The organism is Bradyrhizobium sp. LA6.8, from assembly GCF_040547935.1.
Taxonomy (GTDB): domain Bacteria; phylum Pseudomonadota; class Alphaproteobacteria; order Rhizobiales; family Xanthobacteraceae; genus Bradyrhizobium; species Bradyrhizobium barranii.
The window spans coordinates 448,632-474,696 of the sequence record NZ_JBEPQQ010000002.1 but is presented as its reverse complement, the minus strand read 5'-3'; the positions used below and the strand labels follow the sequence as shown (position 1 = coordinate 474,696).

General features: G+C 64.8%; 29 protein-coding genes and 1 tRNA gene. 15 read left to right on the top strand and 15 right to left on the bottom strand.

What is annotated here, in order from left to right:
* Nucleotides 1–15: 15 nt before the first annotated feature.
* From ABIA90_RS09350 to ABIA90_RS09335, 4 genes are all read left to right on the top strand, one after another.
* Nucleotides 16–444, top strand: coding sequence for a DoxX family protein (locus ABIA90_RS09350; protein WP_354118620.1), 429 nt, complete (start codon nt 16–18; stop codon nt 442–444).
* A gap of 19 nt (nt 445–463) precedes the next feature.
* A complete protein-coding gene (locus tag ABIA90_RS09345; protein ID WP_354118619.1) occupies nt 464–925 on the top strand; it encodes a DsrE family protein in 462 nt (153 codons plus the stop codon).
* Nucleotides 918–1,523 (top strand): TlpA disulfide reductase family protein, encoded by a 606-nt coding sequence (locus ABIA90_RS09340; protein WP_354118618.1) that lies wholly within the window; start codon nt 918–920, stop codon nt 1,521–1,523. Before ABIA90_RS09345 ends, ABIA90_RS09340 begins: the two co-directional genes overlap by 8 nt.
* Before the next feature lie 165 nt (nt 1,524–1,688).
* On the top strand, nt 1,689–3,299 hold the full coding sequence (locus ABIA90_RS09335) for an ABC transporter substrate-binding protein (RefSeq protein ID WP_354118617.1): 1,611 nt from the start codon (nt 1,689–1,691) through the stop codon (nt 3,297–3,299).
* 36 nt (nt 3,300–3,335) lie between these two features.
* Here the strand turns inward: ABIA90_RS09335 and ABIA90_RS09330 are convergent, their stop codons facing one another.
* A complete protein-coding gene (locus ABIA90_RS09330; RefSeq protein WP_354118616.1) occupies nt 3,336–4,475 on the bottom strand; it encodes an amidohydrolase/deacetylase family metallohydrolase in 1,140 nt (379 codons plus the stop codon).
* A gap of 368 nt (nt 4,476–4,843) precedes the next feature.
* On the opposite strand from ABIA90_RS09330, the gene ABIA90_RS09325 reads away from it, so the two are divergent.
* A complete protein-coding gene (locus ABIA90_RS09325; protein WP_354118615.1) occupies nt 4,844–5,359 on the top strand; it encodes a BA14K family protein in 516 nt (171 codons plus the stop codon).
* A gap of 178 nt (nt 5,360–5,537) precedes the next feature.
* On the opposite strand, the gene ABIA90_RS09320 is transcribed toward ABIA90_RS09325, so the two are convergent.
* Together ABIA90_RS09320 and ABIA90_RS09315 are read right to left on the bottom strand one after the other, a co-directional pair.
* Nucleotides 5,538–6,260: a DUF2569 family protein gene (locus ABIA90_RS09320; protein WP_354118614.1), complete on the bottom strand. Its 723-nt coding sequence runs from the start codon at nt 6,258–6,260 to the stop codon at nt 5,538–5,540.
* 114 nt (nt 6,261–6,374) lie between these two features.
* Nucleotides 6,375–6,451 (bottom strand) — tRNA-Arg (locus ABIA90_RS09315).
* 142 nt (nt 6,452–6,593) lie between these two features.
* Here ABIA90_RS09315 and ABIA90_RS09310 point away from each other — a divergent pair.
* Nucleotides 6,594–6,947: a VOC family protein gene (locus ABIA90_RS09310; protein ID WP_354118613.1), complete on the top strand. Its 354-nt coding sequence runs from the start codon at nt 6,594–6,596 to the stop codon at nt 6,945–6,947.
* A gap of 123 nt (nt 6,948–7,070) precedes the next feature.
* The gene (locus tag ABIA90_RS09305; RefSeq protein WP_063980665.1) at nt 7,071–7,364 is read left to right on the top strand and encodes a GYD domain-containing protein; all 294 of its coding nucleotides are present in this window, start codon (nt 7,071–7,073) and stop codon (nt 7,362–7,364) included.
* A gap of 57 nt (nt 7,365–7,421) precedes the next feature.
* On the opposite strand, the gene ABIA90_RS09300 is transcribed toward ABIA90_RS09305, so the two are convergent.
* The 5 genes from ABIA90_RS09300 to ABIA90_RS09280 all read right to left on the bottom strand — a co-directional run bounded on the left by ABIA90_RS09300 (nt 7,422) and on the right by ABIA90_RS09280 (nt 12,119).
* The gene (locus ABIA90_RS09300; RefSeq protein WP_354118612.1) at nt 7,422–8,378 is read right to left on the bottom strand and encodes a tripartite tricarboxylate transporter substrate-binding protein; all 957 of its coding nucleotides are present in this window, start codon (nt 8,376–8,378) and stop codon (nt 7,422–7,424) included.
* Between the two features lie 47 nt (nt 8,379–8,425).
* Nucleotides 8,426–8,797, bottom strand: coding sequence for a dimethylsulfonioproprionate lyase family protein (locus ABIA90_RS09295; RefSeq protein ID WP_028159929.1), 372 nt, complete (start codon nt 8,795–8,797; stop codon nt 8,426–8,428).
* Nucleotides 8,798–8,824: 27 nt separating this feature from the next.
* Nucleotides 8,825–9,463, bottom strand: coding sequence for an RraA family protein (locus ABIA90_RS09290; RefSeq protein WP_085399166.1), 639 nt, complete (start codon nt 9,461–9,463; stop codon nt 8,825–8,827).
* A 23-nt stretch (nt 9,464–9,486) separates the two neighbouring features.
* Nucleotides 9,487–10,995 carry an AMP-binding protein gene (locus ABIA90_RS09285; RefSeq protein WP_354118611.1) on the bottom strand — a complete coding sequence of 503 codons (1,509 nt, stop codon included), beginning with the start codon at nt 10,993–10,995 and terminating at the stop codon, nt 9,487–9,489.
* A 95-nt stretch (nt 10,996–11,090) separates the two neighbouring features.
* Nucleotides 11,091–12,119, bottom strand: coding sequence for an alpha/beta hydrolase (locus tag ABIA90_RS09280; protein WP_354118610.1), 1,029 nt, complete (start codon nt 12,117–12,119; stop codon nt 11,091–11,093).
* A gap of 208 nt (nt 12,120–12,327) precedes the next feature.
* Between ABIA90_RS09280 and ABIA90_RS09275 the strand changes: the two genes are divergently transcribed.
* Nucleotides 12,328–12,951, top strand: coding sequence for a hypothetical protein (locus ABIA90_RS09275; RefSeq protein WP_354118609.1), 624 nt, complete (start codon nt 12,328–12,330; stop codon nt 12,949–12,951).
* A 72-nt stretch (nt 12,952–13,023) separates the two neighbouring features.
* Here ABIA90_RS09275 and ABIA90_RS09270 read toward each other — a convergent pair whose 3' ends face one another.
* Both ABIA90_RS09270 and ABIA90_RS09265 read right to left on the bottom strand, forming a co-directional pair.
* The gene (locus tag ABIA90_RS09270; protein ID WP_354118608.1) at nt 13,024–13,239 is read right to left on the bottom strand and encodes a hypothetical protein; all 216 of its coding nucleotides are present in this window, start codon (nt 13,237–13,239) and stop codon (nt 13,024–13,026) included.
* A 29-nt stretch (nt 13,240–13,268) separates the two neighbouring features.
* A complete protein-coding gene (locus ABIA90_RS09265; RefSeq protein WP_354118607.1) occupies nt 13,269–14,276 on the bottom strand; it encodes a 2-dehydropantoate 2-reductase in 1,008 nt (335 codons plus the stop codon).
* Nucleotides 14,277–14,443: 167 nt separating this feature from the next.
* On the opposite strand from ABIA90_RS09265, the gene ABIA90_RS09260 reads away from it, so the two are divergent.
* Together ABIA90_RS09260 and ABIA90_RS09255 are read left to right on the top strand one after the other, a co-directional pair.
* Nucleotides 14,444–15,046: a YidB family protein gene (locus ABIA90_RS09260; protein WP_063980657.1), complete on the top strand. Its 603-nt coding sequence runs from the start codon at nt 14,444–14,446 to the stop codon at nt 15,044–15,046.
* A gap of 42 nt (nt 15,047–15,088) precedes the next feature.
* Entirely contained in the window at nt 15,089–15,361 is a 273-nt protein-coding gene (locus ABIA90_RS09255; protein WP_080586664.1) for a GlsB/YeaQ/YmgE family stress response membrane protein, read from the top strand.
* A gap of 127 nt (nt 15,362–15,488) precedes the next feature.
* On the opposite strand, the gene ABIA90_RS09250 is transcribed toward ABIA90_RS09255, so the two are convergent.
* Nucleotides 15,489–16,274, bottom strand: coding sequence for an SDR family NAD(P)-dependent oxidoreductase (locus tag ABIA90_RS09250; protein WP_354118606.1), 786 nt, complete (start codon nt 16,272–16,274; stop codon nt 15,489–15,491).
* A gap of 260 nt (nt 16,275–16,534) precedes the next feature.
* Here ABIA90_RS09250 and ABIA90_RS09245 point away from each other — a divergent pair, with 260 nt between their 5' ends.
* The 3 genes from ABIA90_RS09245 to ABIA90_RS09235 are packed head-to-tail and all read left to right on the top strand — an operon-like array spanning nt 16,535 to nt 19,629.
* Entirely contained in the window at nt 16,535–17,596 is a 1,062-nt protein-coding gene (locus ABIA90_RS09245; protein WP_085399171.1) for an acyl-CoA dehydrogenase family protein, read from the top strand.
* 18 nt (nt 17,597–17,614) lie between these two features.
* Nucleotides 17,615–18,775, top strand: a complete 1,161-nt coding sequence (locus tag ABIA90_RS09240; protein ID WP_008133127.1) for an acyl-CoA dehydrogenase family protein — start codon at nt 17,615–17,617, stop codon at nt 18,773–18,775.
* 41 nt (nt 18,776–18,816) lie between these two features.
* Entirely contained in the window at nt 18,817–19,629 is an 813-nt protein-coding gene (locus tag ABIA90_RS09235) for an enoyl-CoA hydratase/isomerase family protein (RefSeq protein WP_354118605.1), read from the top strand.
* Between the two features lie 202 nt (nt 19,630–19,831).
* Here the strand turns inward: ABIA90_RS09235 and ABIA90_RS09230 are convergent, their stop codons facing one another.
* The 3 genes from ABIA90_RS09230 to ABIA90_RS09220 all read right to left on the bottom strand — a co-directional run bounded on the left by ABIA90_RS09230 (nt 19,832) and on the right by ABIA90_RS09220 (nt 22,720).
* Entirely contained in the window at nt 19,832–20,584 is a 753-nt protein-coding gene (locus ABIA90_RS09230) for a hypothetical protein (RefSeq protein WP_354118871.1), read from the bottom strand.
* Between the two features lie 2 nt (nt 20,585–20,586).
* A complete protein-coding gene (locus ABIA90_RS09225; RefSeq protein ID WP_038943861.1) occupies nt 20,587–21,375 on the bottom strand; it encodes an enoyl-CoA hydratase in 789 nt (262 codons plus the stop codon).
* Nucleotides 21,376–21,511: 136 nt separating this feature from the next.
* Nucleotides 21,512–22,720, bottom strand: a complete 1,209-nt coding sequence (locus ABIA90_RS09220) for an ABC transporter substrate-binding protein (RefSeq protein ID WP_247316421.1) — start codon at nt 22,718–22,720, stop codon at nt 21,512–21,514.
* A 414-nt stretch (nt 22,721–23,134) separates the two neighbouring features.
* On the opposite strand from ABIA90_RS09220, the gene ABIA90_RS09215 reads away from it, so the two are divergent.
* Entirely contained in the window at nt 23,135–23,905 is a 771-nt protein-coding gene (locus tag ABIA90_RS09215; protein ID WP_354118604.1) for a thermonuclease family protein, read from the top strand.
* Between the two features lie 34 nt (nt 23,906–23,939).
* Nucleotides 23,940–25,430: a M48 family metalloprotease gene (locus ABIA90_RS09210; protein ID WP_208089206.1), complete on the top strand. Its 1,491-nt coding sequence runs from the start codon at nt 23,940–23,942 to the stop codon at nt 25,428–25,430.
* Nucleotides 25,431–25,610: 180 nt separating this feature from the next.
* On the opposite strand, the gene ABIA90_RS09205 is transcribed toward ABIA90_RS09210, so the two are convergent.
* Nucleotides 25,611–26,024: a c-type cytochrome gene (locus ABIA90_RS09205; protein WP_354118603.1), complete on the bottom strand. Its 414-nt coding sequence runs from the start codon at nt 26,022–26,024 to the stop codon at nt 25,611–25,613.
* Nucleotides 26,025–26,065: the final 41 nt, after the last annotated feature.

The following is a 26,065-nucleotide window of genomic DNA, read 5'->3' as shown; positions in this document are numbered from 1 at the left end:
TTCCGGAGAACCAGCATGTCCACCACGACCTTCGAGACCGCCACTCCCGGCCGCGCCCTTCGCATCGGCCTCTGGGTCGCGCAGGGCCTGATCTTCCTCGCCTTCGGCTCGGCCGGGCTGGTCAAGCTGCTGACGCCGATTCCCGAGCTTGCCGCGATGATGCCCTGGGCCGGCCAGTATTCCGAAACGTTCGTTCGCTTCATCGGGCTGGTCGATCTCGCCGGTGGTATTGGCATTCTGCTGCCGGCCCTGACACGGATCCTGCCGCGGCTGACGGTGCTGGCCGCGCTCGGCTGTTCGGTGCTGCAGGTGTTCGCGCTCGTCTTCCACCTCTCGCGCGGCGAGGCGCCCGTTACGCCTCTCAATGTCGTTCTGCTCGCGCTCAGCCTGTTCGTGCTGTGGGGACGCGGCCGCAAGGCGCCGATTACTGCCCGGCAATTTTGAGCGGCAGGACAACGCGGCCATGATCCCAGCCAATGGATGGTCCCGCAGGGGCCTGCTTGCGGGCACCGCGATCCTCACGGCCGGCGGCACCGCCGCGGCCAAGGAGGATCGTCTCGCCGACGGCGTCGTGATCCTGATCGACAGCAACGAACCCTATGTCATGGGTCATGCGATCAGCTACTCGGCCAACCTCTCCAGGCATTTTGCCGAAAGGGGCGCGAGATTGCTGATCGAGGTCGTCGCGAACGGCAAGGGCATCGACGTCTTCCGGGCAGACAAGACCCCGCTCGTCGAGCCACTCGCGACGCTGCGGCAGTCGCTGCCCAACCTCACCTACAGCATGTGTGCCTCGTCCAAGGCGATCGCGGAAGCCAAGGAGCAGATCTCGATTCCGCTGATATCAGGCGCCAGCCTCGTCCCCTTCGGAATCGGACGCGTGGTCGATCTGCAACTCAAGGGTTTTGCCTATATCCATGCGTGAGACACCTCGCGAGGTCGGCGCGGCACTGACCCGGCGATCGCTCCTGATCGCCGCGCCGGCGATCCTTGTTTCTCCGCGTGCGAGCCGCGCGCAGGGCGGCAATCCCGCCTGGCCACCGGTGTTCGAGACCGGCCGCAACCAGTTCACGCTGGTGCGGCCCCGCGCCGCGATGCCGCCGCTGCGGCTTCAGGACCTGCATGGAAAGGACGCCCTGGTGACGGCGAAGCCGGGACGCATCACGCTCATCAATTTCTGGGCGACGTGGTGCGCGGCCTGCCGGCTCGATCTGCCCGTGCTCGCAAGCCTCGCCGGATCGCAGCGCGACCAGCTGGATGTCGTGGCGATCTGCACCGACACCAAGGACCTGCGAAAAATCCGTGCGTTCGTCGGCGGCCTCGCCGCGCAGAACCTCACCTGCTATGTCGACGCGTATGGCGCGGCAGCCGAAGCATCCACCTCGGTCTTCACGCTCATTGGCATGCCCATCACCTATCTGGTCGGAACAAGCAATCGCGTCGAAGGCTACATCGCCGGCGCGGCCGAGTGGCTCTCGCCGGCAGGCGCGCGGCTGCTGAAATTCTATCGCGAACAAGCCTAGAACGAGACAGCCGGCCGCCACGCCACCGGTTCCGGCGGTCCCTGCTCGACCGCAAACGACGTCAGATTTGCGAGACAACCGTCATTGCAAGGTGCGGCAGCAAACCATACGCTGCCCATCGTCGGCAGCCGCCGTCTGGTCTCGCTTGCATCGGGAGAATTGCGAATGGTTCACGTCTCGCGACGGAAACTGCTCCAGCTTGCGGCTGTTGCGCCATCGGCACTTCCTCTGGCCTGGACGTCGGTTGTATCTGCCGCGACCGGAAAGAAGACCCTGAGCGCGGTGATGCAATCGGACCTTCGCGTCACCGACCCTGGCTTCACGACAGCCATCATCACCCGCGACCATGGCTACATGGTCTACGATACGCTGCTCGGCATCGATTCCAGCTTCAAGGTGCAGCCGCAGATGGCCGACTGGACGGTGTCCGCGGACAAGCTGACCTACACCTTCACCTTGCGCGACGGCCTGAAGTGGCATGACGGCGCACCGGTGACGGCGGAGGATTGCGTGGCCTCCCTGAAGCGCTGGGGTACGAGCGTCGACGGCATGGCGCGCAAGCTGATGGACTTCACGGCCGGTATCGAAGCCGCGGACGCCAAAACAATCGTCTTCAAGCTGAAGGAGCCCTATGGCCTGGTGCTGGAGACGATCGCCAAGCCATCGTCGGTCTGCGCCTTCATGATGCCCAAGCGGCTTGCTGAGACCCCGATCACCAAGCAGATTCCCGAGCAGATCGGCTCCGGCCCGTTCAAATTCGTCGCGGCCGAATTCCAGCCCGGCGTAAAGGCCGTCTACGAAAAGAACACCGACTATGTGCCGCGCAAGGAGCCGGCCGAATGGACCTCGGGCGGCAAGGTGGCCAAGGTCGACCGGGTCGAGTGGATCACGATGCCGGACGCGCAGACCGCGCTCAACGCGCTGCAGTCAGGCGATGTCGATTTCGTCGAGACGCCGCCGTTCGACATGCTGCCCGCGCTCGAGTCCAATCCGGACATCAACGTATCCATCCTGAACAAGTTCGGCTTCCAGTCGTTCGGCCGGATGAACTTCCTGCATCCGCCATTCGACAATGTGAAGATCCGCCGCGCCGCGATGCTGGCGATCAACCAGAAGGACGTACTCGACGCGCAAATTGGCAATCCCAAATACTACAAGCTGTGCGGCGCGTTCTTCATCTGCGATACGCCGCTGGCGAGCGACGCCGGCGGCGAGACCCTGATCAAGGGCAACGGCATGGCGGACGCCAGGAAGGCGTTGGCCGAGGCCGGTTATGACGGCACGCCCGTGGTGATCCTGGCGCCGACCGATCAGATCCTGCTGAAGGCGCAGCCGGTCGTGGTCGCACAGCTGTTGCGCGACGCCGGCTTCAAGGTCGATCTGCAGGCGATGGACTGGCAGACCGTGGTCACCCGCCGGGCAATCCAGAAGCCGCCGAAGGAAGGTGGCTGGAACATGTTCTTTACCTACCAGGGCGCCGCCGACTCCTTGAACCCGCTGGTCAACGTCCCGATGGTCGGCAAGGGCACGAGTGGCGGCTGGTACGGCTGGTCCGAGGACCCCAAGCTCGAGGAGTTGCGCGATTCCTTTGCCCGCGCGACCTCGCCCGAGGAGCGCAAGAAGATCGCGCTTGAGGTGCAGAAGGAAGCCTACGACCAGGTGATCTACGTCCCGCTCGGCCAGTTCCAGGCGCCGAGCGCCTGGCGCAAATCGCTCACCGGCGTGATCGACGGCCCGGCGACGCCGATGTTCTGGAATGTGGACAAGAACGAGTAGCTTCCTCTCCCCGTTCTCACGGGAAGAGGCAAAGCCCTAATTCGGATGCCACCAGCGGCCGCCGATCACGACGCCCTCGGAGACGATCTTGCGATCGCCGATCAGGTGCTCGCCGACGACGTCCTCATAGTCGAACTGGCCCTGCCTGACCGTAACAAGCGTGGCGTCGCCGACGCAGCCGGGCTTGAGGCTGCCGAGCTCGGGACGCCGCAGCGCCATCGCCGCGTTCACCGTCGAGGCGGCGATGACGTCCGACAGCTCCATGCCCATGCACAGGAACTTCGACATGGTCGTGACCTGGTCGAAGGCCGGGCCGTCGATGCAGAGCTGATGGATGTCGGAGGAGATGGTGTCGGGATAGAAGCCGTTGGCGAGCATCGCGCGCGCGGTCTTGAAGGCGAACGAGCCCTTGCCGTGGCCGATATCGAACAGCACGCCGCGCTCGCGCGCATCCAGCACCGCCTTCTTCACCGTGCCTTGCGCGGTCGCCGGCGTATTGGGGAAGGGACGGAACGCATGGGTCAGCACGTCGCCCGGACGCAGGCGGCCCAGCACCTCCTCGTAGCTCGGCGGCGGATGGTCGATATGCGCCATCAGGGGCATGCCGACCTCGTTCGCGACCTCGAGCGCGATGTCGAGCGGCACGATCCCCGACGTGCCCGAGGAGTGCAGCCCCACGCGCACCTTGATGCCGACGATGAGGTCGCGATTGGCATCGGCCACCTTGGCCGCCTCGATCGGATTCATCAGCCGCAGTTCCTCGCTCTCGCCGACCATGATCCGGTGCGAGAAGCCGAAGATGCCGGCATGCGAGACGTGCAGATAGGCGAGGATGCGGACCTGGCTCGGCTCGATCACATGCTTGCGGAAGCCCGCGAAATTGCCGGGACCGGCGCTGCCGGTATCGACCGCCGTGGTGACGCCGGAGAGGCGGCAGAATTCCTCGGCATCGATGCCGAGCGAGGTGCCGCCCCAATAGACATGGGTGTGCAGATCGATCAACCCCGGCGTCACGATGTAACGCGAGACGTCGCGCACATCGGTGCCCGGATCGGCCTTGAGCCCGGTCCCGACGGCGGCGACCTTGCCGCCGGCAAAGGCGATGTCCGTCACGGCATCGAGCTTCTGGGACGGGTCGACCACACGGCCGCCGCGCAGGATCAAGTCGAAAGGCATTGTTGTCTCCGGATGGGGTAGCGAGGCGTGGCCGGCACGTCGGCAAGGCCAGGAAGGACGTCTTTCGCTTCTAGCAAATTTTGCGCCGACGAGCGTGGCAAACTGCGACGATTGCCCATGACAAAATGGCGATCCCGGGACGACTCGAACTTTCAACCCATGTTTTACGAAACCGCTCTCAGGTCAACAATATCAGCGGCCAGTTCGCTCGGATTCCGGCTTCACGTGCGAAGCTGAAACATCCGCGGCCTATTGAAAAGACGGCGAGCGCGCATCCGGCAAACATGGAGTCGTCGGCAGGTCTCGGGCCAATGAGTGTCCGGCAAAGGTCGAGACGTGGCCGACATCATGTAGCTGGAGAAAAAACGATGGAACGACTGAAATTGCTTGGCGTGATCGCTCTTTGCGCAACCTTGGCGCCGGGAGCGGCCGCCTCTGCGCGCGGCGGCGGACATGGGGGCGGTGGACATGGGGGCGGTGGCGGACATTTCGGAGGCGGCGGCGGATTTCACGGTGGTGGGCACTTCGGAGGCGGCGGAGGCTTCCACGGCGGAGCTGGTCACTTCCGGGCCGCCGGCGGCTTCCATGCGCCACGTCCCGTCGCGGCCGGCGCCGGCTTCCATGGCGGTCAATTCCATCATGCCGGATTCCGGCATCGCTACCGCCACGCATTTGCTTACGGCGGGGGTCTTGGCCTTGGCGGCGCCTTAGCGCTGGGCGCCTATTCGGGCTGGCCTTACTATGGCGGCTACGACGACGGCTACTACGGCGATTACGACGACTCCGCTGATGGCTCGTCCTATTGCGAACAAAAATATCGGTCGTACGACCCGGCTTCGGGAACGTATCTCGGCTACGATGGCAAGCGACACCCCTGCCCATAGCTCGATGTGGTGATGTCTTCGAGCCGTGCTCGCCGGCACTTCGGGAGTCCCTGAGATCGCTGACGACGCACGGCCCGAACAATTCGCAACTGGGCGGCCTGGTTCTTTTTTATTGGGGACTTGACGGGCAGGAAAACCAGGAGAACAGCCCCTCCGCCACGCGCGTCATAAGGCGGGTCTACTTCGTGAACGTATTCGCGACCCTGCGGGAGCGAAGGACGTACGTTATCCAAATCGTGGCACTGATTGCACCGACAACCGCTTGTCCGACCTGTCGAGGTTCGACGATGAAAAAATCGCTGAACGGGCGATTGAGGGCGGCGGAAAAAAACGATGCGACGCAGAGGAGATCGACGAGCGGCATCAGCACCGCGCAGATCATTTGTGCGATGAAGAAGGCTGGAAACCTGTGGGAGTGTCTGAACAGGAGCACCGTTGTCCAGATCGCGAAGCCGATCATGGCGGCGTTTATCAGCATTTCACTCCAGATCACCGTGGGAAAGTAAGTCCAGACTTTGTCGTCGATCGATTGCACATATTGTCCGACGTTGAAGATCAGGCGCAGGATGCCCATCACCTGGCCGAACGCGAGAAGCGCGAGCCAACCGCTGATGCCGGTCATCTCGCGCTGGACATCTTTGAAGGCAGTAGCGTCCTCGGCGAGAACGGCGGGCTCCCGAACGGCGGCCGCCGGTGGCGATGCCGGCTCTTGCGGCGGCGATTGAAGAAGCTGCTGCGCGATCTGGTGCACCTCCGCGGCCGGCTTCCAATCCTCGAAGCCGTGCCGCCGGACCATCACACGCCGAGGATCGGCGATACGAGCGAGGAGCGTAAGGAGTTCCGAAATCGCGATCGGGCCGCGCTGCTGCCCGCCGTCCGCGTAGTACCATAAATCCGTCATGCCAACGCCCCCGCACCCGCACCCGCCGTATTCTACCCGACGCAGGCACACGTCACGATAGAAAAGCGATTAGTGGGGTATTGGCACTACACGTCCATGGCGACGCGCGGCAAATGGCGATCCCGGCATGACTCGAACATGCGACCTACGGTTTAGGAAACCGCCGCTCTATCCGGCTGAGCTACGGGACCGCGGAACCCGCTGGTACGGGTTCGATCCCGTCATAGCAGAGCAAAATGCGGTTCGCCAGCCGTCAGGCGGGCCAGACCATCGTCAACCTGAACAGGGCGGCTATACAATCGCTTCCAGGCCCCTCTCGGCGGAGCAGATCACATGATCGAAAGCATCAGCGCCATCACGCTCGGCACGCATGACATGAGGCGCTCCGTGCACTTCTACCGGTCGCTGGGGTTCGAGCTCCTGTATGGCGGCGAAGCCGCTGCATTCACCAGCTTTCGTGCCGGCACTGGCTATCTCAACCTGACGGCGCAGCCGGACGACAAGCGCTGGTCCTGGTGGGGCCGCATCATCTTCTACGTCGCCGATGTCGACGGGACCTACGAACGCGCACGCGCCGCCGGATGGCAGCCGTCGACCACGCCGCGCGATGCAGAATGGGGTGAGCGCTACTTCCATCTCACCGACCCCGACGGCCATGAGCTCAGTTTCGCGCGGCCGTTGTCCTGACCGAATAAGTCACATCCGCTGACGTTCGCAACGCGCAGTAGCGCTGTCTCAGCCGCCGTGGCAAGCTCGGCGCGGTTGCCTCAAGCGAGAATTGGATCTGGGTTCTAACCAGGGAGGACGACCATGGTAACCTATGTCGTGCTGGGAAGCTTCACTGATCAGGGAGTCCGCAACGTCAAGGACTCGCCGAAGCGGGCCGACGCCTTCAAGGAGATGGCCAAAACGTTCGGCGTGACCGTGAAAGAAATCGTCTGGACGCAGGGACGATATGACGTTGTAACCGTTCTCGAGGCTCCAGATGAGGCTGCCGCGATGTCGCTCAGCCTTAGTCTCAGCGCACTCGGCAATGTCCGCACCGAAACGCTGCGCGCGTTTTCGGCGGCAGATATGACAAAGATCGTCGGCAAGATGCTCTGACGCTCAAGCCCGCGCGAGCGCACTGGACCCGGGATGGCAATCCCGGGAATAGGCCTCTCATGCCCTGATATTGTTCTCGCGCACCACCTTGCCCCAATAGACGACCTGCTTGTCGAAGAAGGTCTTGAAGGCGGCGCCGTCCTGGAGCAGCAGCGTCATCTGCTGCGTCTCCTTGAGCTGGGTGGCGGTCGCGGGCTCGCTCAGGATCTCCCTGGACGCCGTCGCCATGGCCGCGACGACATCCGGAGGCGTGCCCGCGGGCGCGAAGATGCCCCACCAGGCGAGCGTCTCGAAATCCGGAAAGCCGGCCTCGATCGCGGTCGGCGTATCCGGCAACGCCGGCAGCCGCTCGCGGCCGAGTTGCAGGATCGGCCGCAGCATGTTGGTGCCGAGCTGGGCCGAGACCAGCGCCGCCGATCCCGCGATCAGATCGACATGGCCGCCGAGCACGTCGTTCATCGCCGGGCCGCCGCCGCGATAGGGCACGTGCATGATCTCGACGCCGGCCTTGGTGCCGAGCACCGTCATGGCGAGATGGCCGAGCGTGCCGATGCCGACGGAGGCATATTTCACTGCGCCGGGCGTCGCCTTGCAGGCGGCGACCACGTCGGCAAAGCTCTTGTAGGGACGACCGGCGCCGGCGGCGATCACGTAGGGCGCGGTGCCCACCAGCAGCACCGGCATCAGCTCGCGCTCGACATCGACCGGCGGCTTGTCGAGGATGGACGGGATCACCGCGTGGGAATCGAAGGTGACCAGGAACGTCGAGCCGTCCGGCGGGCTCTTGGCAACCTGCGCCGCGCCGAGCGCGCCCGCCGCGCCCGACTTGTTCTCGACCACGACGATGCGGTTGAGCTTTGTCTGCAGATTGGCCTGCAACAGCCGCGCCATCGCATCGGTCGATCCGCCCGGCGGAAACGGCACGACCAGAGTAATCTTGCCGGCCTGCGCCACCGCTGGCGCGATTGCGAGAATAGCGGGCGCTGCCAGCAGCGTGCGTCGTGTGATCGTCATAGTCCCCTCCCCTTTGGTGTTGCGCCTGGCTTTTTGCTCTTTGGCGCTTAGGTCGTGCCGAAGCCCGACCCCGCTTTTTTGTATTCTGGCCGTGGTGGACTGAAAATGTCCAGCACGCGGGCCCCATCGGGGCCGGCGCGCATGGTGTGCGGCACATTGCCGGGCGTGCGCCAGAAATCGCCCTTCTTTACGGGTATTTCCTCATCGCCCTGGACGCGGATGGCGGAGCCGTCGAGCAGCACGCCCCATTGCTCCTCGGGATGATGATGCAGCGTGCCTTGCGCATGCGGGGCCAGCGTCACCACCGACAGCATCGCCTGCTCGCCGGAGAAGATGCGCGTGGTCACACCCGCCGCGAGCTCGCGAAACAGCCCGTCGCTGGGATCGTCAATGTTGTGAAATTCGTCCTTCTGGCTCACGCCGCCCTCCCCTTCATTCTGATCTGATCAGGATTTGCCATAGGAGCCCTGGTAGCGGCCCTCGCGGATCGCCTTCATGGTCTCCTCCTCGCGCGCGACCTGGGCGCGGACGGCTTCCAGCAGCGCCGCGGCGCCGGCGGCGGGGAACGACACCACGCCGTCCTCATCGCCGACCACGATGTCGCCGGGCGAGATCACGCTGCCGCCGATCGTAACAGGCACGTTGATCTCGCCGGGGCCGTTCTTGTAGGGGCCGCGATGGATCACCGCGCGGGCATAGCAGGGAAAGTCGTCAGCGGCGAAGGCCGCGACGTCGCGGATCGCGCCATCGATGACATAGCCTTCGGCTTTGCGCCACTGCGCGATGTTCTTCATGATCTCGCCGACCAGCGCGCGGGTCTCGTCGCCACCGCCGTCGACCACGATGACATCGCCGGGACCGACCAGTTCAAGTGCGCGGTGGATGGCGAGATTGTCGCCGGGACGCGTGCGCACCGTGAAGGCCGTCCCCACCAGCTTGCCGCCGCGATGATAGGGCTTCAGCCCGACCGCGCCCGGCAACCGGGCGAGATTGTCTGAAATGACCGAGGTCGGCGCGCCGCGAAAACCCTCGATGATCTCGGCCGGCGGCTTCGGCACGCTGTTCGCTGCGATGGTGATCGTCATGTCTCAATCCTTGTGTATTTTTCTTATTCGGCGTGCGCCGGTGCCTTCGCCGGCCGAATCCGGAAGGCGCGCCCTTCCTTCATCCACGCCGCGCGCTCGTCGCGCAACAGGGTGCGGCGAACTTTTCCGGAATCATCGCGCGGTGGCGCGCTGACGATCTCGAAACTCTCAGGGTGCTTGTAGCGGCTGAGCCTGTCCTTCAAGAAGTCCGCCATGCCGTCGGCGATGGCCTGACCATCCGCGCCAGATTCGGGCTCGACGATGGCATGCACGCGCTGGCCCAATTCGGGATCGGGCAATCCCACGACGACGCAGGAGCGCACGCCAGGGCTCTCAGAGACCGCAGCCTCGACCTCCGCTGGATAGATGTTGGCTCCGCCGCGCAGCACCATGTCGGCGAGACGGTCGCCGAGATAAAGATACCCTTCCGCGTCCAGCCGGCCGATGTCGCCGAGCGACTCCCAGCCATCCGCGCGGCGCTTCGGCTCGGCGCCGAGATAGTGATAGGTGGCGTCCTTGCCGTCATTGTTGAGGAAATAGATCTCGCCGGGCGCGACGTCGTTGCCGTCCTCGCCGACGATGCGCAAGCGCGCCATCTCACCGATCTTGCCGACCGAACCCTTGTGGGTCAGCCATTCCGTGCCTGATATGATGCAGGAGCCCTGCCGCTCCGTGCCGCCATAGAGCTCCCAGACCCGCTCAGGCCCGAGCCAGGCGATCCAGTTTTCCTTCAGCCAAGGCGGCATCGGAGCTGCCATGTGGAACACGGTCTGGAGGCTCGACACGTCGTAGGCGTTGCGCACGTTCTCCGGCAGCGCCCAGATCCGGTGCATCATGGTCGGCACGAAATTGACCCATTGCACGCGCTCGCGCGCGATCTGCCGCAGCGTCTCCTCGGCGTCGAACTTGACGAGGCCGGTGAGCTGGCCGCCGGTGAAGAGCGCGTAGTGCGACACGATGAACGGCGCATTGTGGTAGAGCGGACCGGGATTGAGCAACGAGACGCCGAACGGGATGTTGAGCGGCGGTACGGCGACGGTGTCGGTCACCGCCGGCTGATGATCGAGGATCACTTTTGGCCGGCCGGTCGAGCCGCCGCTGGTCATGGCCTTCCAGTAGCGAGCCACCGGCGGATCGAGCGGCTCGTCCGAAAAACCTTCCGGCACGAAATCCGCCGGCAGGCGGTTCGGCGCGTTCCAGTCGGCCTCGCCGCCGACCACCAGCGCGGGCTTCAGGATGTCGAGCACCGCGGCGGCCTCGCCGCGCGGCAGCCGCCACGACAGTGACGTCGGCGTCGCTCCGCACTTCCAGACCGCAAACGAGGTCTCGAAGAACGCGTTGCCGTTTGGCAAACCGATTGCGACAAAGTCGCCGGGCTTGACGCCCTTGGCCATGAACGCCCGCGCGCGCCGATTGGCGCCGCGTTCGAGCTCGTCCCATGTCAGCGTATCCTGCCCGTGGCGGACGGCGATCGTGCCTTGCGGTTTGCGTTGAGCGTACCAGCGAGGCACGTCGGACAGGGGCAGCAGCATCAGGTGTTTCCACTTCGTCTTCTTGGCGTCGTCTCAGGATGAGGCGTCGCGAGACGAAGTGTAACAGCCGGAGCCAAGCCTTCAAGATGTCGATGTCAGCGCTCTGCCCCGCACCCCGGAACATCGAACAGCGCCGCGAGGCCGCATTTCGAGGTCAGCATCTTGTCGCCGTCATGGCCGACGCCTACGACGTCCCAGACCCGGTGATTGGGCGTACCGCGGTCGCGCTTGGCCATCGCATCCGCATAGGCGTGGCCGCGGGCGTAGCGCGTGGGACCTTGCGCCTCGGCCATGCAGCTCTTGTCCAGCGCGGGATGCTTCGGATTGGTGTCGAGCGTGCCGAGCAGATAGATCACCTCGCGCTCGACATAGCGCTGCTCCAGCGCTACCGGCGTTGCGTTCGCAAGATAGGGCGGACGCCCGTCCATGCCGTATTTCCAATTGTTGTAGCCCGGGCAGGATGCGGCGATCGCCGGCACGGGCCGCGTGTTGCTGAAATAAGCGTAGGAGGAGGGATTGGCGACGACGTAGCGGACATCGATATGCTGGCGCGACAGCGCCGCCTCGCCTTTGCCGGCGATGGCATAGCGTTGCGCGACCTGGCCACCGCCGGAATGGCCGGCGACGACGACCTGCTTCAGATTCGGGAAGATGCGCCGGTCCGAGAGTTTTACGAGGATCGCATCGAGCGCATCGAAGGATGAGACCGGATTCGGCGCCAGCGCGGCGTCGCCACCCTCCCATCCCTCCAGCGACCAGCGCAGCGTATCCGCGGGCAGCCTGTGCGCGTCGATATCGATCTCCGCCAGAAACTGCGGGACGATCATCAGCGCGCTCTTGCCGTCGTCGCCCGCCGCAACCTGCGCAGTATGGGCCGACATGTAATATTCGTCGGCATTGCGCAGGCGTCCGTGCAGCACGATGATGGCGCGCGAGATCGCCGGCAGCGGCAGCGACCAGTCGCTGGAGAGATAGAGCGGCAGCATTCCCTGGCCGCCGACCGAGAGCCGCGCGTCGGCAATCGCCCTCACCGGCTTGCGGTTGGGCGCCTCCTCGTCCGCTGCGAACGCATAGCTGGAAATGAACGCCAATGTGATTGCGGCGAGACGGGCCAACGCTCTCATGACGGATATTCCCCTTCGAATTCAAACCAATAAAGTCTAAGCCGATCATGTGCCGCGCGGCTGTGACTCCCGCGCCACGTCAAGCAAAAAATGTCAGCATTGCAGTCATGAAATTCCCGAGTTCCACGGGTGACAAGCCGGCGATAAAGGGGCAAAAATCGGACCCGACTCAGTTCGGGTTGAGTTTTGCAAGGAATGCTCTCGTAGAATGTCGGACGTAGTTGCATCGCGTCGTGCGGCGCTAGTCGTTGCCGCAGCAGGATTTCTTCTGCTGACGCCGTTGCATGCCCACGCCCAATGGTGGAAGCGCGCGCCGGTCGATTTCGAGGAATGCGCCGACGCCGCCGAGAAGGCCGCGAACAAGACCGAGAAGACGGCTGCGCTTGCCGATTGCAACGCCAAGTTCGCCGGCCGCCGCAAGCCAGGCGGCGGCTATTCCTATTACGATTTCCTCCAGGACCGCACCTTCGACATCGCAGGTCCCAATCCGACGCCGGAGGAGCAGAAGAGGATCGACGAATCCTACACCTCCTACCTCGCCAATCAGCGCCGCAGCAATGAAGCGGCCCAAGCCGCCGCGCGTCAGCAGCGCGAGCAGCAGGAACAAGTGCGGCAACAGCAGGTCGCTCTGCGAACCGAGGTCGAGCGCGTGTCCGTCCCGGTCGCGCGCGTGCCTGTCCCGGTCGAGCGGCCGAAGGTGCAGCCGCGACCGAAGGGCGCGCCCTGCACCAAGGGCTCGTTCTCCTGCGAATGGCCGCGGCTATCGGAAAGCTTAAGCGATCTGAAGAAGCTGTTCACCCCGGCGCCAAGCAAGCCGGCGAAGAAGGGGTGAGTCGCGGCTTCAGCCGCCATTGCTTCGCTGCGCTCGCAATGACGAGTTGGATGGATATTCGTGCCCCCATCCTCAATTCGGATGCTTCTTCTTGACGCGCTTGGATGCGGGCACCGATGGACTCCCCGGCGCCGTTGTCGTCGGCGAATTGCCCAACTGCGACCGACTCTCCTGCAACCGCCTGTCATAGCCGGGCGAGTTCACGACCGTTGGTGGCCTTGCGTAGGCGAGCGTCGACGCGGCGCACAGCGCGGCCAGCGCGAGCCCAATCATCAGACAACGCCGCATCGTTGCTCCTCCCGCCGCCCGGCTCGCCCTCAGGCCACGCCGCGGATCTGCTGCGGCGTCAGCCGCGGCGGACCATTGCCTGCCGTCTCGGCCTGCTTGATCAGCGCAACAATACGGCGCATCAGCGGCACGTCGACGTTGTTCTGCTCGGCGAGCGCGATGACTGCGCCCTGGAGATAGTCGATCTCGGTCTTGCGGCCCTGCTTCAGGTCCTGCCACATCGAGGAGCGCGCCTCGGGATCGATCTTCATCGTGCGCCCCAGGATCGCATTGAAGATCACATCGGGCAGCCTCAGCAGGGTTGGCGTCCACCTCAGCGGGATCGGCGTCGCCGAGACCGGCGCGATGCCGGCGGCCTTCATCGCAGCCACGCCTTCGGCCATCTGGTCGGCGAACAGTTTTCGCCAGTCGCGGTTCGCCAGTTGCGCGGCGAGCGGCATGTCGGACAGCGCGCTGAGCGCATTGTTCAAATTGATGATCAGCTTGCCCCATTGCACGCCGGTGATGTCACGGCTTGCGCGCATGGCGAGGCCGGGCACCGACAGCGCTGCGGCCGTATTCGCCTCATCCTCGCCGACATGGATGTCGCCGGACGTCGAGCGGTGAAAGCGCCCCTCGCCCATCGCGATCACGTTGAACGGCACCATGCCGGCGAGCACGCGCCGGCCGCCGAGCCGCTCGCGCAGAACCGCGACATTGCCGACGCCGTTTTGCAAGGAGACGATGACGGCGTCCTGCGGCGCGTGCTGGGCAATCTGGTCCGCGACATCGGCGGTGTCGGCGCTCTTCACCGTGACCAGCACAATGCCGGCGTTGTGGAAGATCGCGGGATCCTCCGACAACGCGAGCTGGCCCGCGCCGAGCTTCTGCTCGGAGCCGTCGAAATCGGTCAGCCGCAGGCCGAACCGCTCGATCTCGGTTTTGACCCGCGGCCGCACCAGCAGCGCGACGCGGCGCCCTCCGGCCGCCAGCTGGCCTCCGACGAAACAGCCGATGGCGCCCGCGCCGGCCACCACGATCGGTCGATCCGCAACCACCTGACCTTGCTCCCTTGAATGACCTGCCCTCGATAGCAGAGGCAATGCCGGCTGCCCATTGGTTGCGGTGCATTCGCCTTGTAACCGTCATGAGAGCCTCATATGTTTTTGCCCCGGGGGCTGTCACCGGCGAGAACTCGCCGACGAGAACGCCAAAGGAGAGCACCATGGGTCTACTCGACGTCCTCAACGGCATGCAGAACGGCCCCCGCGGCCCGAGCACGCCCAGCTCTGAGCAATCCTCCGGCGGCATGTCGCCAATGACCATGGCGCTGCTCGGCCTGATCGCCTGGAAGGCCTTCAAGCATCTGACGGCTGGCCAGCCCGACGCGGCGCCGGCGCCGCAGCAGCGCTCGCCGCTGCCGCCTCCGACGCCTGTCAATACGGGCAGCAGCGCTGTTCCCGGCGGCCCCGGTGGTAGCGGCGGCCTCAGCGATCTGCTCAAGGGCGGCCTCGGCGGCCTGCTCGCGGGCGGCGCCGCCGGCAGCGTGCTGAGCGGCGGCCTCGGCGATCTCCTCAACCAGCTCCAGCAGGGCGGCCACGGCGAGACCGCGAGCACCTGGGTCGGCAAGGGCGAGAACAAGGCGATCGCGCCCGGCGATCTCGCCAGCGCCCTCGGCGCCGACCAGATCCAAAGCCTGTCCGCCCAGAGCGGCCTGTCGCGCGACGAGCTGCTCTCCGGCCTCAGCCAGTATCTGCCACAGGTGATCGACCACCTGACGCCGGACGGACGGCTGCCGACCGAGAACGAGCTCTCGGGCAGACTCTAATCGAACTTTGATCTACGCATTCTCGGGAAGGGGAGCACTGACATGAGCATGGGCGGCCTGTTGTGGATCATCGTCGTCGGCTTCATCGCCGGCCTCATCGCGCGCTGGCTGGCGCCGGGACCGAACAACCCGAGCGGCTTCATCCTCACCACCATCCTGGGCATTGCGGGTGCGTTTCTCGCGACCTTCATCGGCCAGGCGATCGGGCACTATAGCCCCGACCAGGGCGCCGGCTTCATCATGGCCACGATCGGCGCGGTGGTGGTGCTGTTCATCTGGCACCGGCTGGTCGCGAGCGGCGTGATCAAAGGGTAGTGGTGCGGGACGTCGGGCACGACGCCGCCCTCGCACTCCGTCATTGCGAGGAGCCCTTGCGACGAAGCAATCCAGACTGTCCGCGCGGACGCTCTCTGGATTGCTTCGCTTCGCTCGCAATGACGAATTAAGTAATCAAATGCATCCCCGCATCCATCCGCACGACCTCGCCGGTCATGTTGCTCGACGCCGGCGTTGCCAGGAAGCAGACGAGCTGCGCGATGTCATTGGCGGTTGAAGCGACCTTCAGCGGCACCTTCGCCACCACGCTGTCGCGCACCTGCTTGGCGCCGGCCTCGCCGCGGCCCTTGGTGAACCAGGGCGTGTCGATATAGCCGGGACACACCGTGTTGACGCGGATCAGCGGCGCCAGCGCGCGCGACAGCGACAACGTCATCGTGTTGAGCGCGCCCTTGCTCGCGGCATAGGCGATCGACGAGCCGACGCCGCTGATGCCGGCAACCGAGGACACGTTGACCACGGCGGACGGCCGCTCCGAAGCCTTCGCGCCGGCCTCGAGCAGGCTGCGTGCTGCGCGCACCATCTGGAACGGGCCGATCGTGTTGACGCCGTACAAGCGCTGGAAATCTTCAGCCGACAATCCATCGAGATCGGCATGCGCAACATGCTTGGTGATGCCGGCATTGTTGACGAGCACGTCGAGCCGGCCCCAGCCGCTGGCTGCCGCAACGATCTTGCGGCAATCGTCATCTTTTGAAACGTCGCCCTGCACGACCAGGACTTCCGCCGCCCCCGCCTTGCGGCAGAGTTCGGCCGTGGCCTCGGCTTCCTTCTGGCTCGAAGAATAGTTGATGACGAGCCGCGCGCCGCTCCGCGCGAGAATTTCCGCGGTCGCAGCACCAAGTCCGGATGCGGACCCCGTCACGATTGCGCACAAGCCGTCTTTTGCCATCCGGATTTCCTTCCCCTTGATTGAATGCAAGCCTTAAGCAGCTGGCCCTGTTTAGCGAGTTTGCCGCGCCCTGCAAATCGAGCAAACTCCGCTAAGCGGAATTAGTCCATAGCAGCTCTTGCGCCCATGCCGGAGCCGCAGATGGGCCTGCGGTCAACGCTTGTCAGGGCCATGGCTTTTTCGGATCATCGGGCGCAAGAAGAGACCGCGCGCCGCGCCGATCGGACGGAACGCGCCAATGGCAAAACACGGGGAACGCTGTGGCGGAGAGTGACAATATCGTCGTCGAGACCGCGGAGAAAATCTTCGCCGATCTCGCCGATCCGCAGACCATCAACAACGACAAGAAGGGTTCGTGGCAGGCGCCGCTGTGGCAGGCGCTGAGCGAAGCCGGCTTGCCCTTGTCCTGGGTGCCTGACGATCTCGGCGGCTCCGGCGCCAGCCTTGCCGACGGTTTTGCGCTGCTGAACGCCGCCGGCCGCTTCGCAGTCGCGGTTCCCCTGGCCGAGACCATGCTGGCGGGCTGGTTGCTCGCGCAGGCGAAAATCGCCTCACCGGAAGGTGAGATGACGGTGCTGCCGGCCTCGCCGAAGGACCGCATCACGCTCGATGCCGACGGCGCGCTCTCCGGCCGCGCCCGCGGCGTGCCCTTTGCCAAGGCGGCGAAGCACTTTGCGGTGCTGGCGCACGGCAAGGATGGAATCTCGATTGCCTTGGTCGATGCGAGCAAGGGCCGGATCGAGTCCGGACTCAATGTCGGCTACGACCACAGCGATACCGTGACGCTCGACAAGGTCCAGCCCGTCACCGTCAAGCCCGCGAAGGGCTTTGACCAGACCACGCTCATGCTGATGGGCGGCGTCGCGCGCAGCCTTCAGATCGCGGGCGCGCTGGAAGCGATGCTCGACATCTCCGTGCGCTATTCCAACGAGCGCGTCGCGTTCGAGAAGAAGATCTCGAAGTTTCAGGCCGTGCAGCACAACCTCGCCCGTCTCGCCGGCGAATCCGCCGCGGCGCTTGCGGCCGCGACGTCGGCAGCCGATGCCATCGCGAACGCAAAATCGTTTGACGACGAGGTCTATCTCGAGGCTGCCTCGGCAAAGATCCGCTGCGCGGAAGCCGCGGAGAAAGGCGGCGCCATCGCGCATCAGGTGCACGGCGCCATCGGCTTCACCAGCGAGCACATCCTGCACCGCTTTTCGCTGCGGGCGCTGGCCTGGCGCGACGATTTCGGTTCTGAGAGTCACTGGGCCGTCGAGCTCGGCAAGCTGGTGGCAAACCGCGGCGCCGACGAATTGTGGCCGCTCGTGGCTTCGCGCTGATCAGGGGACGAGACAACAATGACCGCTGCCCTTCGTTTCGATCCGATCCGCCTGCCCGAGAAGTGCGAGCAACTGCGCAAGGAAGTGCGCGCGTTCCTCGCCGAGGAAATCGCCGCCGGCACCTTCGATCCGCACAAGCCCAACCGCGAAGACACCGACGCGCCGGAATTTTCCCGCCGGGTCGGCGCCAAGGGCTGGCTGGGCATGACCTGGCCGAAGAAATATGGCGGCCAGGAGCGCTCCTTCCTCGAACGCTACGTGGTGACCGAGGAAATGCGCGTCGCCAACGCGCCGACGCGGCGTTTCTTCGTCGCCGACCGCCAGAGCGGGCCGGTGCTGATCAAATACGCGCCCGAGCATATCAAGATGGATATCCTGCCGCGCATCTGCCGCGGCGAGATCTGCTTTGCGATCGGCATGAGCGAGCCGAACTCCGGCTCCGACCTGTTCGCGGCCAAGACGCGCGCGACCAAGACCGACGGCGGCTACCTCATCAACGGCACCAAGATCTGGACCTCGTCGGCGCACATCGCCGACTACATGATCGCGATCTTCCGGACCTCGCAGCCGACCAAGGAAAACCGCCGTCACGGCCTGACGCAGTTTCTGGTCAAGATGAAGCAGCCGGGCATCCAGGTGAACCCGATCGGCCAGATCACCGGCCAGTACGAGTTCAACGAGGTCGTCTTCACCGATTTCTTCGTGCCCGATGATCACGTGCTCGGCGAAGTCGACGGCGCCTGGAAGCAGGCGACGAGCGAGCTCGCCTATGAGCGTTCCGGCCCCGAGCGTTTTCTGGAGACCTATTACGTGCTGACCGAGCTGGTGCGCGCGGTCGGCCCCAACCCGGACACGCGTAGCGCCGAAGGCATCGGGCGTCTCGTGGCGCAGCTGCACACCATGCGGCGCATGTCGGTCTCGGTTGCGGGCATGCTGCAGGCCGGCAAGGAGCCGGTGGTGGAAGCGTCCATCGTCAAGGACATCGGCACGGTCTGGGAGCAGCAGCTTCCGCACCGCGTGCGCGATCTCGCCGCCTTCGTCGAGGAGACCGCGACAAACCGCGAGACGCTGGAGCGGCAACTCGACTTCGCCATCAAGACCGCACCGAAACTCACCATCCAGGGCGGCACCACCGAGGTGCTGCGCGGCATCATCGCGCGCGGACTTGGCCTGCGCTAGTCGCGCGGACTTGGTTTGCGCTAATTCAATCGAGGATCGTCATGAGCACCTATAAAGATATCGGCGTCGAAAAAGTTGGCCACGTCGGCACCATCGAGATCCGCCGCCCGCCGCTGAACTTCTTCGATATCTCGCTGATCAACCAGATTGCGGATGCACTCGACGAGTTCGATCGCGACATCGAGATCCGCGCATCCGTGCTGTCGGCACAAGGCAAGGCATTCTGTGCCGGCGCCAATTTTGGCGATCCGGCGCGGCAGGCGCAGGAAGCGCGCGAGGCCGAGAAGAAGGGCGACCCGGCCGACAATCTCGGCCCGATCAACCATCTCTACATCCAGGCCGTGCGCATCTTCCGCGCCAAGAAGCCGATCGTCGCGGCCGTCCAGGGCGCAGCCATCGGCGGCGGGCTCGGTCTCGCAGTGTCGGCCGACTTCCGCGTCACCTGCCCGGAAGCGCGCTTCTCCGCCAATTTCACGAAGCTCGGTTTCCATCCCGGCTTCGGCCTGACCGTGACGCTGCCCGAGCTGATCGGCAAGAACAACGCCGAGCTGATGTTCTACACCAGCCGCCGCGTCACCGGCGAAGAAGCCGTCAAGTGGGGTCTCGCCAACGAGCTGGTGCCGCAGGACCAGGTGAAGGCAGGCGCGATGAAGCTCGCCGCTGAGATCGCCGAATGCTCCCCGCTCGGCCTCCTCTCCACCCGCGCCACGATGCGCGCCAACCTCGCCGACCGCGTGATGGCTGCGACCAACCACGAACTTGGCGAGCAAACACGGCTGCGTGCGACGGAAGACTTCAAGGAAGGCGTCAAGGCGACGGAAGAGCGCCGCGCGGCGAATTTTAAGGGAAAGTGATTGCGGCGACGTCTCGCCGTATTACTTTGGCGTTGCCACAACCTCCCTGTCGTCCCTGCGAAAGCAGGGACCCATAACCACAGGGAGGAGTTGTGGCGCGAAGCTGGTCAACACGAGTCTTCGCCAAACCACTCCCTGTGGTTATGGGTCCCGGATCTGCGCTTCGCTTGTCCGGGACGACAGCGGTGTGTGAGGCAACCGCTCAAGCCGCAAGCCGGAACGTCACCCCGCCGAGCAAAAACTCGCTCCCCGCAATCGCGAGCCCTTTCGCCTTCGCGGCATGCAGCACGCTCGCGACATCCGCGACCTGAAACTCCAGCGCGCTCATGATCTCGCTGGCGCCCTTCACGAAATGGAAGGTGGCATTGGGCAGTTTCAATTCGGCGCCGCCACTCGGTACGACCCCGATGATCTTCCCCCAATGTTCCGCGAGCCCCTGAGGATCCGGGCTCTGCATCTCCACGCCCGTCAGCGCCTGCGTCACATCCTTGCGGATGAACTTTTGCCAGTCCGGCCCTGCGGGCGGGTACGGCCCCAGAATATCGTCGCTGCCTTTGGTATGGTTGAATTCGATGAAGGCGGCGCGGCAGTCGCGGGGGTGGAGCTGCACGCCGTGATAGGGCGCGTGGTCGATCACGTTGGCGGTGCGCACGCCCATCACATTGGCGTTGCGGCCGCGTTCGTCCGGATCGTTGCAGCAGAAGATCGCCATATAGCCGCCGCGGCCGCCGGTCTTCTCGATGAAGCGGCCGGCGGTGGTGCCGCCCTTGAACGGCGCGACCACCTCCAGCAGGATCGTGTCGACCGGGAGCAGTGCGTTCTCCAGGCCGTATTTGGCGACATTGCCATCGCGGTAGCAGACGTCGAGGCCCATGATCCCGGCGATGTCGGAGACCACAGGCGCGAGCTGCGGCGCGACGAGGCAGATCTGCCGGAGCCGCATATAGGGCGCCATCGTCATGCGCCCTTGAAAGTCGGCTTGCGCTTCTCGACAAAGGCCTTCGCGGCTTCCTTGTGATCCTCGGTGTCGCTGCAACGGGTGTGATGGATCGCCTCGCCGTCGAAGCAATCTTCCAGCGCCAGATGCTCGGCGTTGTTGATGTTGCGCTTGATGAAGCCGAGCGCGATCGATGGGCCCTGCGCCAGCGACAGCGCGAGCTCGTGCGCGGCGGCATCGATCTCGGCATCGGGAACGACTTTCGTCACCATCCCGATCGCATGCGCCTCTTTCGCGGTCAGCACCGGCGACATCAGATAGAGCTCGCGCGCCCGGGCGCTGCCAAGCAGCTGCGTCAGGAAATAGGTGCCGCCGTAATCGCCGGAGAAGCCGACCTTGGCGAAGGCGGTTGTGATCTTGCAGGATTCGCTGGCGATGCGCAGGTCGCAGGACAACGCCATCGAAAGGCCGGCGCCGGCTGCCGCGCCGTCGAGCTGCGCCACCACGGGCTTCGGCATCTGGTGCAGGATGCGCGAGACCTCCATGCCGCGGCGCAGGTTCGCCATTTTCACTTCGAACGGCAGCGGCGCGCGGCCTGCCGCCATCGACTTGACGTCGCCGCCGACGCAGAACGAGCCGCCCGCGCCTTTGAACAGCACCGCGCGCACCTCGGGATCGTCGGCCGCGCGCCGCGCGGCCTCGACCAGCCCTGCGACCATGTCGGGGTTGAGCGCGTTCTTCCGCTCCGGGCGATTCATCGTGATGGTGAGCAGCCCGCCTTCGAGCTTTTGCAGGACCATGTCGTTCATGGGACGTCTCCCTTGTTGTTGTTTTGCTCGGGCCTCAGCCACACCCGTCGTTGCGAGGAGCGAAGCGACGAAGCAATCCAGACCGTCTCTGCGGAAACATCTCTGGATTGCTTCGCTTCGCTCGCAATGACGATCTCTATTTCTTCACCAGGGGGCAGCGCGACTGCTCCAGCGACTGGAACGCCTCGTTGCCGGACACGGTGGCGAGCAGCTTGTAGTCGTCCCAGCGGCCCTTGGACTCCGACGGCTTCTTGACCTCAAACAGGTACATGTCGTGGATCATACGGCCGTCCTCGCGGATCTTGCCGTTCTTGGCGAAGAAGTCGTTGATCGGTGTCTCCTTCATCACCTTGATGACCGCGGCCGAGTCGGTCGTGCCCGCCGCCTTCACAGCCTTCAGGTAATGCGTGACGGACGAATAAACGCCGGCCTGCGCCGAGGTCGGCGGCCGCTTCATGCGTTCGGCGAATCGCTTCGAAAATGCGCGCGTGTCATCGTTGAGGTCCCAGTAGAAGGCTTCCGCCAGCAGCAGGCCCTGCGCTGTCTCCAGCCCGATCGAGTCGATGTCGGTGACAAAGGCGAGCAGCGGCGAGACCTTCTGGCCGCCCTTGGTGATGCCGAACTCGGCCGCCTGCTTGATGGCGTTGACGGTGTCGCCGCCGGCGTTGGCAAGGCCAATCACCTTGGCTTTGGACGCTTGAGCCTGGAGCAGGAAGGACGAGAAATCCGAGGTGTTGAGCGGATGGCGCACGGCGCCGAGCACCTTGCCGCCGGTCTTGGTCACGACGGCGCTGGTGTCCTTCTCCAGGTCCTGGCCGAAGGCGTAGTCGGCGGTGAGGAAGAACCAGCTGTCGAGGCCGGACTTCACGGCGGCAAGACCGGTCACGTTGGCCTGGCCGTAAGTGTCGAACACGTAGTGAATGGTGTAGGGACCGCAGGCCTCGTTGGTGAGACGGATCGAGCCCGGGCCGTTGAACATGATGATCTTGTTGCGCGCTTTCGCGATCTCGCCGGCGGCGAGCGCAGTGGCCGAGGCCGCGACGTCGTAGATCATCTCGACGCCCTGGTTGTCGAGCATGTCGCGGGCGATGTTGGCGGACAGGTCAGCCTTGTTGAGATGGTCGGCCGCCAGCACCTGGATCTTGCGTCCCAGCACCTCGCCGCCAAAATCCTCGACGGCCATCTTGGCCGCGGTCTCGCTGCCGGGGCCGGTGATGTCGGCATAGAGGCTCGACATGTCGAGGATGCCGCCGATCTTCAGTGGCGGCTTGTCCTGGGCCTGCGCAGCGGCGCTCGCACTCAGGGCAAACGCTGCGGCAAAAATGCCCGACAAAATATGCTTCATCGAAAAAGACCTCCCTTATCGCGCCGTACTCTGATGGCGGCTTGGTTATTGCTCTTGGTTGAAGCTGTTGCCGCAATCATGCCGCATGCGCAAGTGCGCAGCAAGCGCGAGGGCGTTGCGGGCGCATGATTGCCGCACATGTTTTCCGCAAAGCGGAATGGCATGTTGCGGCGAAATGTTTCCACCGTCATTGCTGTGCAAGTTCATTAATTCGCTGATCGAGTGTGAGGCAATGGCGACGCGTCACGCGAACTGCCGTAGGGTGGGCAAAGGCGCGCTCTTCGCGCCGTGCCCACGAGCCCGCGCGACAAATCAAAGACGTGGGCACGCTTCGCTTTGCCCACCCTACGATAGCCTTCGCGGTTCGCCACGTTTGCGTTAGAACTAGAGCACAACGCAACCTTTCCGGGCACCGTGACGCGACTGCTTCATCTCATCGTCGCACTTCCTCTCGTCGCCGGTCACACCGCGTTCGCCGCACCGTGCCAGTTCGAGTCCCAAGGCGACGGCCGCGTCGCCGCAATCGTCGATGCGCGTGGCGTGCGTCTCGACGACGGCCGCGAGGTGCGCCTCGCCGGGATCGAGCCAACCGCAACGACGAAGCAGGCGCTGACGTCGCTGCTCACCGGACGCGACGTCACGCTGCGCGGCACCGACGACACGCCCGACCGCTACGGCCGTCAGGGCGCACTCATCTTCGTCGGCGAAAGCGAGGCCCCCATCCAGGCCGTGCTGCTCGCCCAGGGCGACGCCCTCGTCTCCGCCGAGATCGCGGACAAGGACTGCGCGGCGGCCCTGATGGCGGCGGAGACCGAGGCACGGCGCCAAAAAAAGGGCAACTGGGCTGACCCGTCGGCCATAAAAAACGCGGAAAGTCCGGACGATATTTTGGCGGGGATCGGGCGCTTTATGGTGGTCGAGGGCAAAGTCCTGTCGGTCCGGCAAGCTGGGGCAATGACCTACCTCAACTTCGGACGAAACTGGACACGCGGCTTTGCCGTGACTATTTCAAAGCGTACGCAACCCGCGCTCGAAAACGCCGGGATCACTCTTAAGTCCTTGGAAAATAGACGGATTCGCGTCCGGGGCTGGGTCGAGGGGAATTCAGGGCCGCGCATCGATGTGCGCCTTGCGGGGCAGGTCGAGTTGCTGGGTGCAAACGAGCCGACAGGGGTAAGGCCCTAAAAGGGCCAGGCACGGGTTGAGCGACGTGGATGGGGTGCTAGAACGGCACGTATCGAGTGAACGCCGCCGCCTGCGGGCTGCGCCGGCGGCGCTGTGCCTCGTGCTGGGCTCAGCCCTTGCCGGTTGCGGCGACATGAACCGGTTCCAGACCGCGGCGGCCCCGCCGACCGTGGCGATGCCCAAGCCGAAACCGGCCGTCGCGCAGACCCCCGCCACCGAGAAGGAGCACGAGCGCATCCTGGCGAGCTATGGCGGTACCTATGACGACCCCAGGCTCGAATCACTCGTCAGCAAGACCGTCGACCGGCTCGTCGCGGCGTCCGACCGCCCCGACCAGGGCTATAAGGTCACCATCCTCAATTCCGGCGCGGTGAACGCGTTCGCGCTGCCGAACGGCCAGCTCTATGTCACCCGCGGCCTGCTCGCGCTCGCCAGCGACACCTCGGAATTGTCCTCCGTGCTCAGCCACGAGATGGCGCATGTGCTGTCCAAGCACGCCGCGATGCGCGAGGACCAGGCGCGCCAGGCTGCGATCGTGACCCGCGTCGTCACCGACATGAGCAACGATCCCGATCTCACCGCGCTTGCACTGGCCAAGACCAAGCTCACCATGGCGAGCTTTTCGCGCAACCAGGAGTTCGAGGCCGACGGCATCGGCGTCGGCCTTTCCGCCAAGGCACATTTCGACCCCTATGGTGCCGCCCGCTTCCTGTCAGCGATGGAGCGCAATGCCGAGCTCAAGGTCGGCAAGACCTCGCTCGATCCGCGCGCGCAGGATTTCACCTCGTCGCATCCGGCCACCCCCGAGCGCGTGCAGAATGCGCAGACCATCGCACGGCAATATGCGGCGCCCGAGGGCGCCGAGCGCGACCGCGAGACCTACCTCGCCGCGATCGACAACCTCGTCTATGGCGAAGATCCCAGCGAAGGTTTTGTCCGCGGCCGGCGTTTCCTGCATCCGAAACTCGGCTTCACCTTCCAGGCGCCGGACAATTTCACGCTCGACAACACCGCGCAGGCGGTGATCGGCGTGCGCGACGGCGGCTCGCAGGCGATGCGCTTCGACGTCGTGAGGGTGCCGGCCGAGCAGTCGCTCGGCGATTACCTGAATTCCGGCTGGATGGAGGGCGTCGAGAAGGCCTCCACCGAAGACATCACCATCAACGGTTTTCCGGCTGCGTCCGCCACCGCCAAGGGCGATCAGTGGCAGTTCAAGGTCTATGCGTTGCGCTTCGGCAGCGACGTCTATCGCTTCATCTTCGCGGCACGGCAGAAATCGACCGAGAGCGAGCGCAATGCGCGCGAGACCGTCAATTCATTCCGCCGCCTGACGCTCGACGAGATCCAGGCCGCGCGGCCCCTGCGCATCAAGGTCATCACCGTGCAGCCCGGCGACACCGTGGAATCGCTCTCCCACCGCATGGCCGGCGTCGATCATCCCGCCGAACGCTTCCGCGTGCTCAACGGGCTCGATCGCACCGCGCAGGTGAAGGTGCGGGATCGCGTGAAGGTCGTGGCGGATTGACGCGCGCCAAGCGCGCGTCATCCCGGGGCGCGCTTAGCGCGAACCCGGGATCTCGAGCCACAAAGACAGTGCCGTAGGGTGGGCAAAGGCGCGTAGCGCCGTGCCCACGATCCGTCAATGATAGCGACAGATGGTGGGCACGCTTCGCTTTGCCCACCCTACGAGACCTGCTCTGCCGACCTACCGCGCCTTTTCCTTCAGAAACGCGATGATGTCAGCACGATCCCGCGCGTCCGGGACGTCGAAGAACATCTTGGTTTCCGGCACCATGGCCTGCGGTCCGGCCAGCCATTTGTCGAGATTTTCCTCGGTCCAGACGATCCCTGAGTTCTTCAGATCGGCCGAATAGTCATAGCCGGGCACGCTGCCCGCCTTGCGACCGACCACGCCCTTGTGCATCGGGCCGACAGCGTTCTCATTGATGGAGTGACAATCTGCGCAGCCCTTGTAGAGCGTTTGGCCGCGCGCGGCGTTGCCGGTGGCGTGGGCAAGCCCGGTCGAGAAAACGATCGCGACGATGGTGAGGACCAGGCTTACGGTGAGGACTAGGCTTGCAAAACTTTGCTGGTGGACGGGATTGGACCGGACGTTCATGAGATCTCCTGCTTGCGTCGCCGCAAACAGGATCGCCCGGC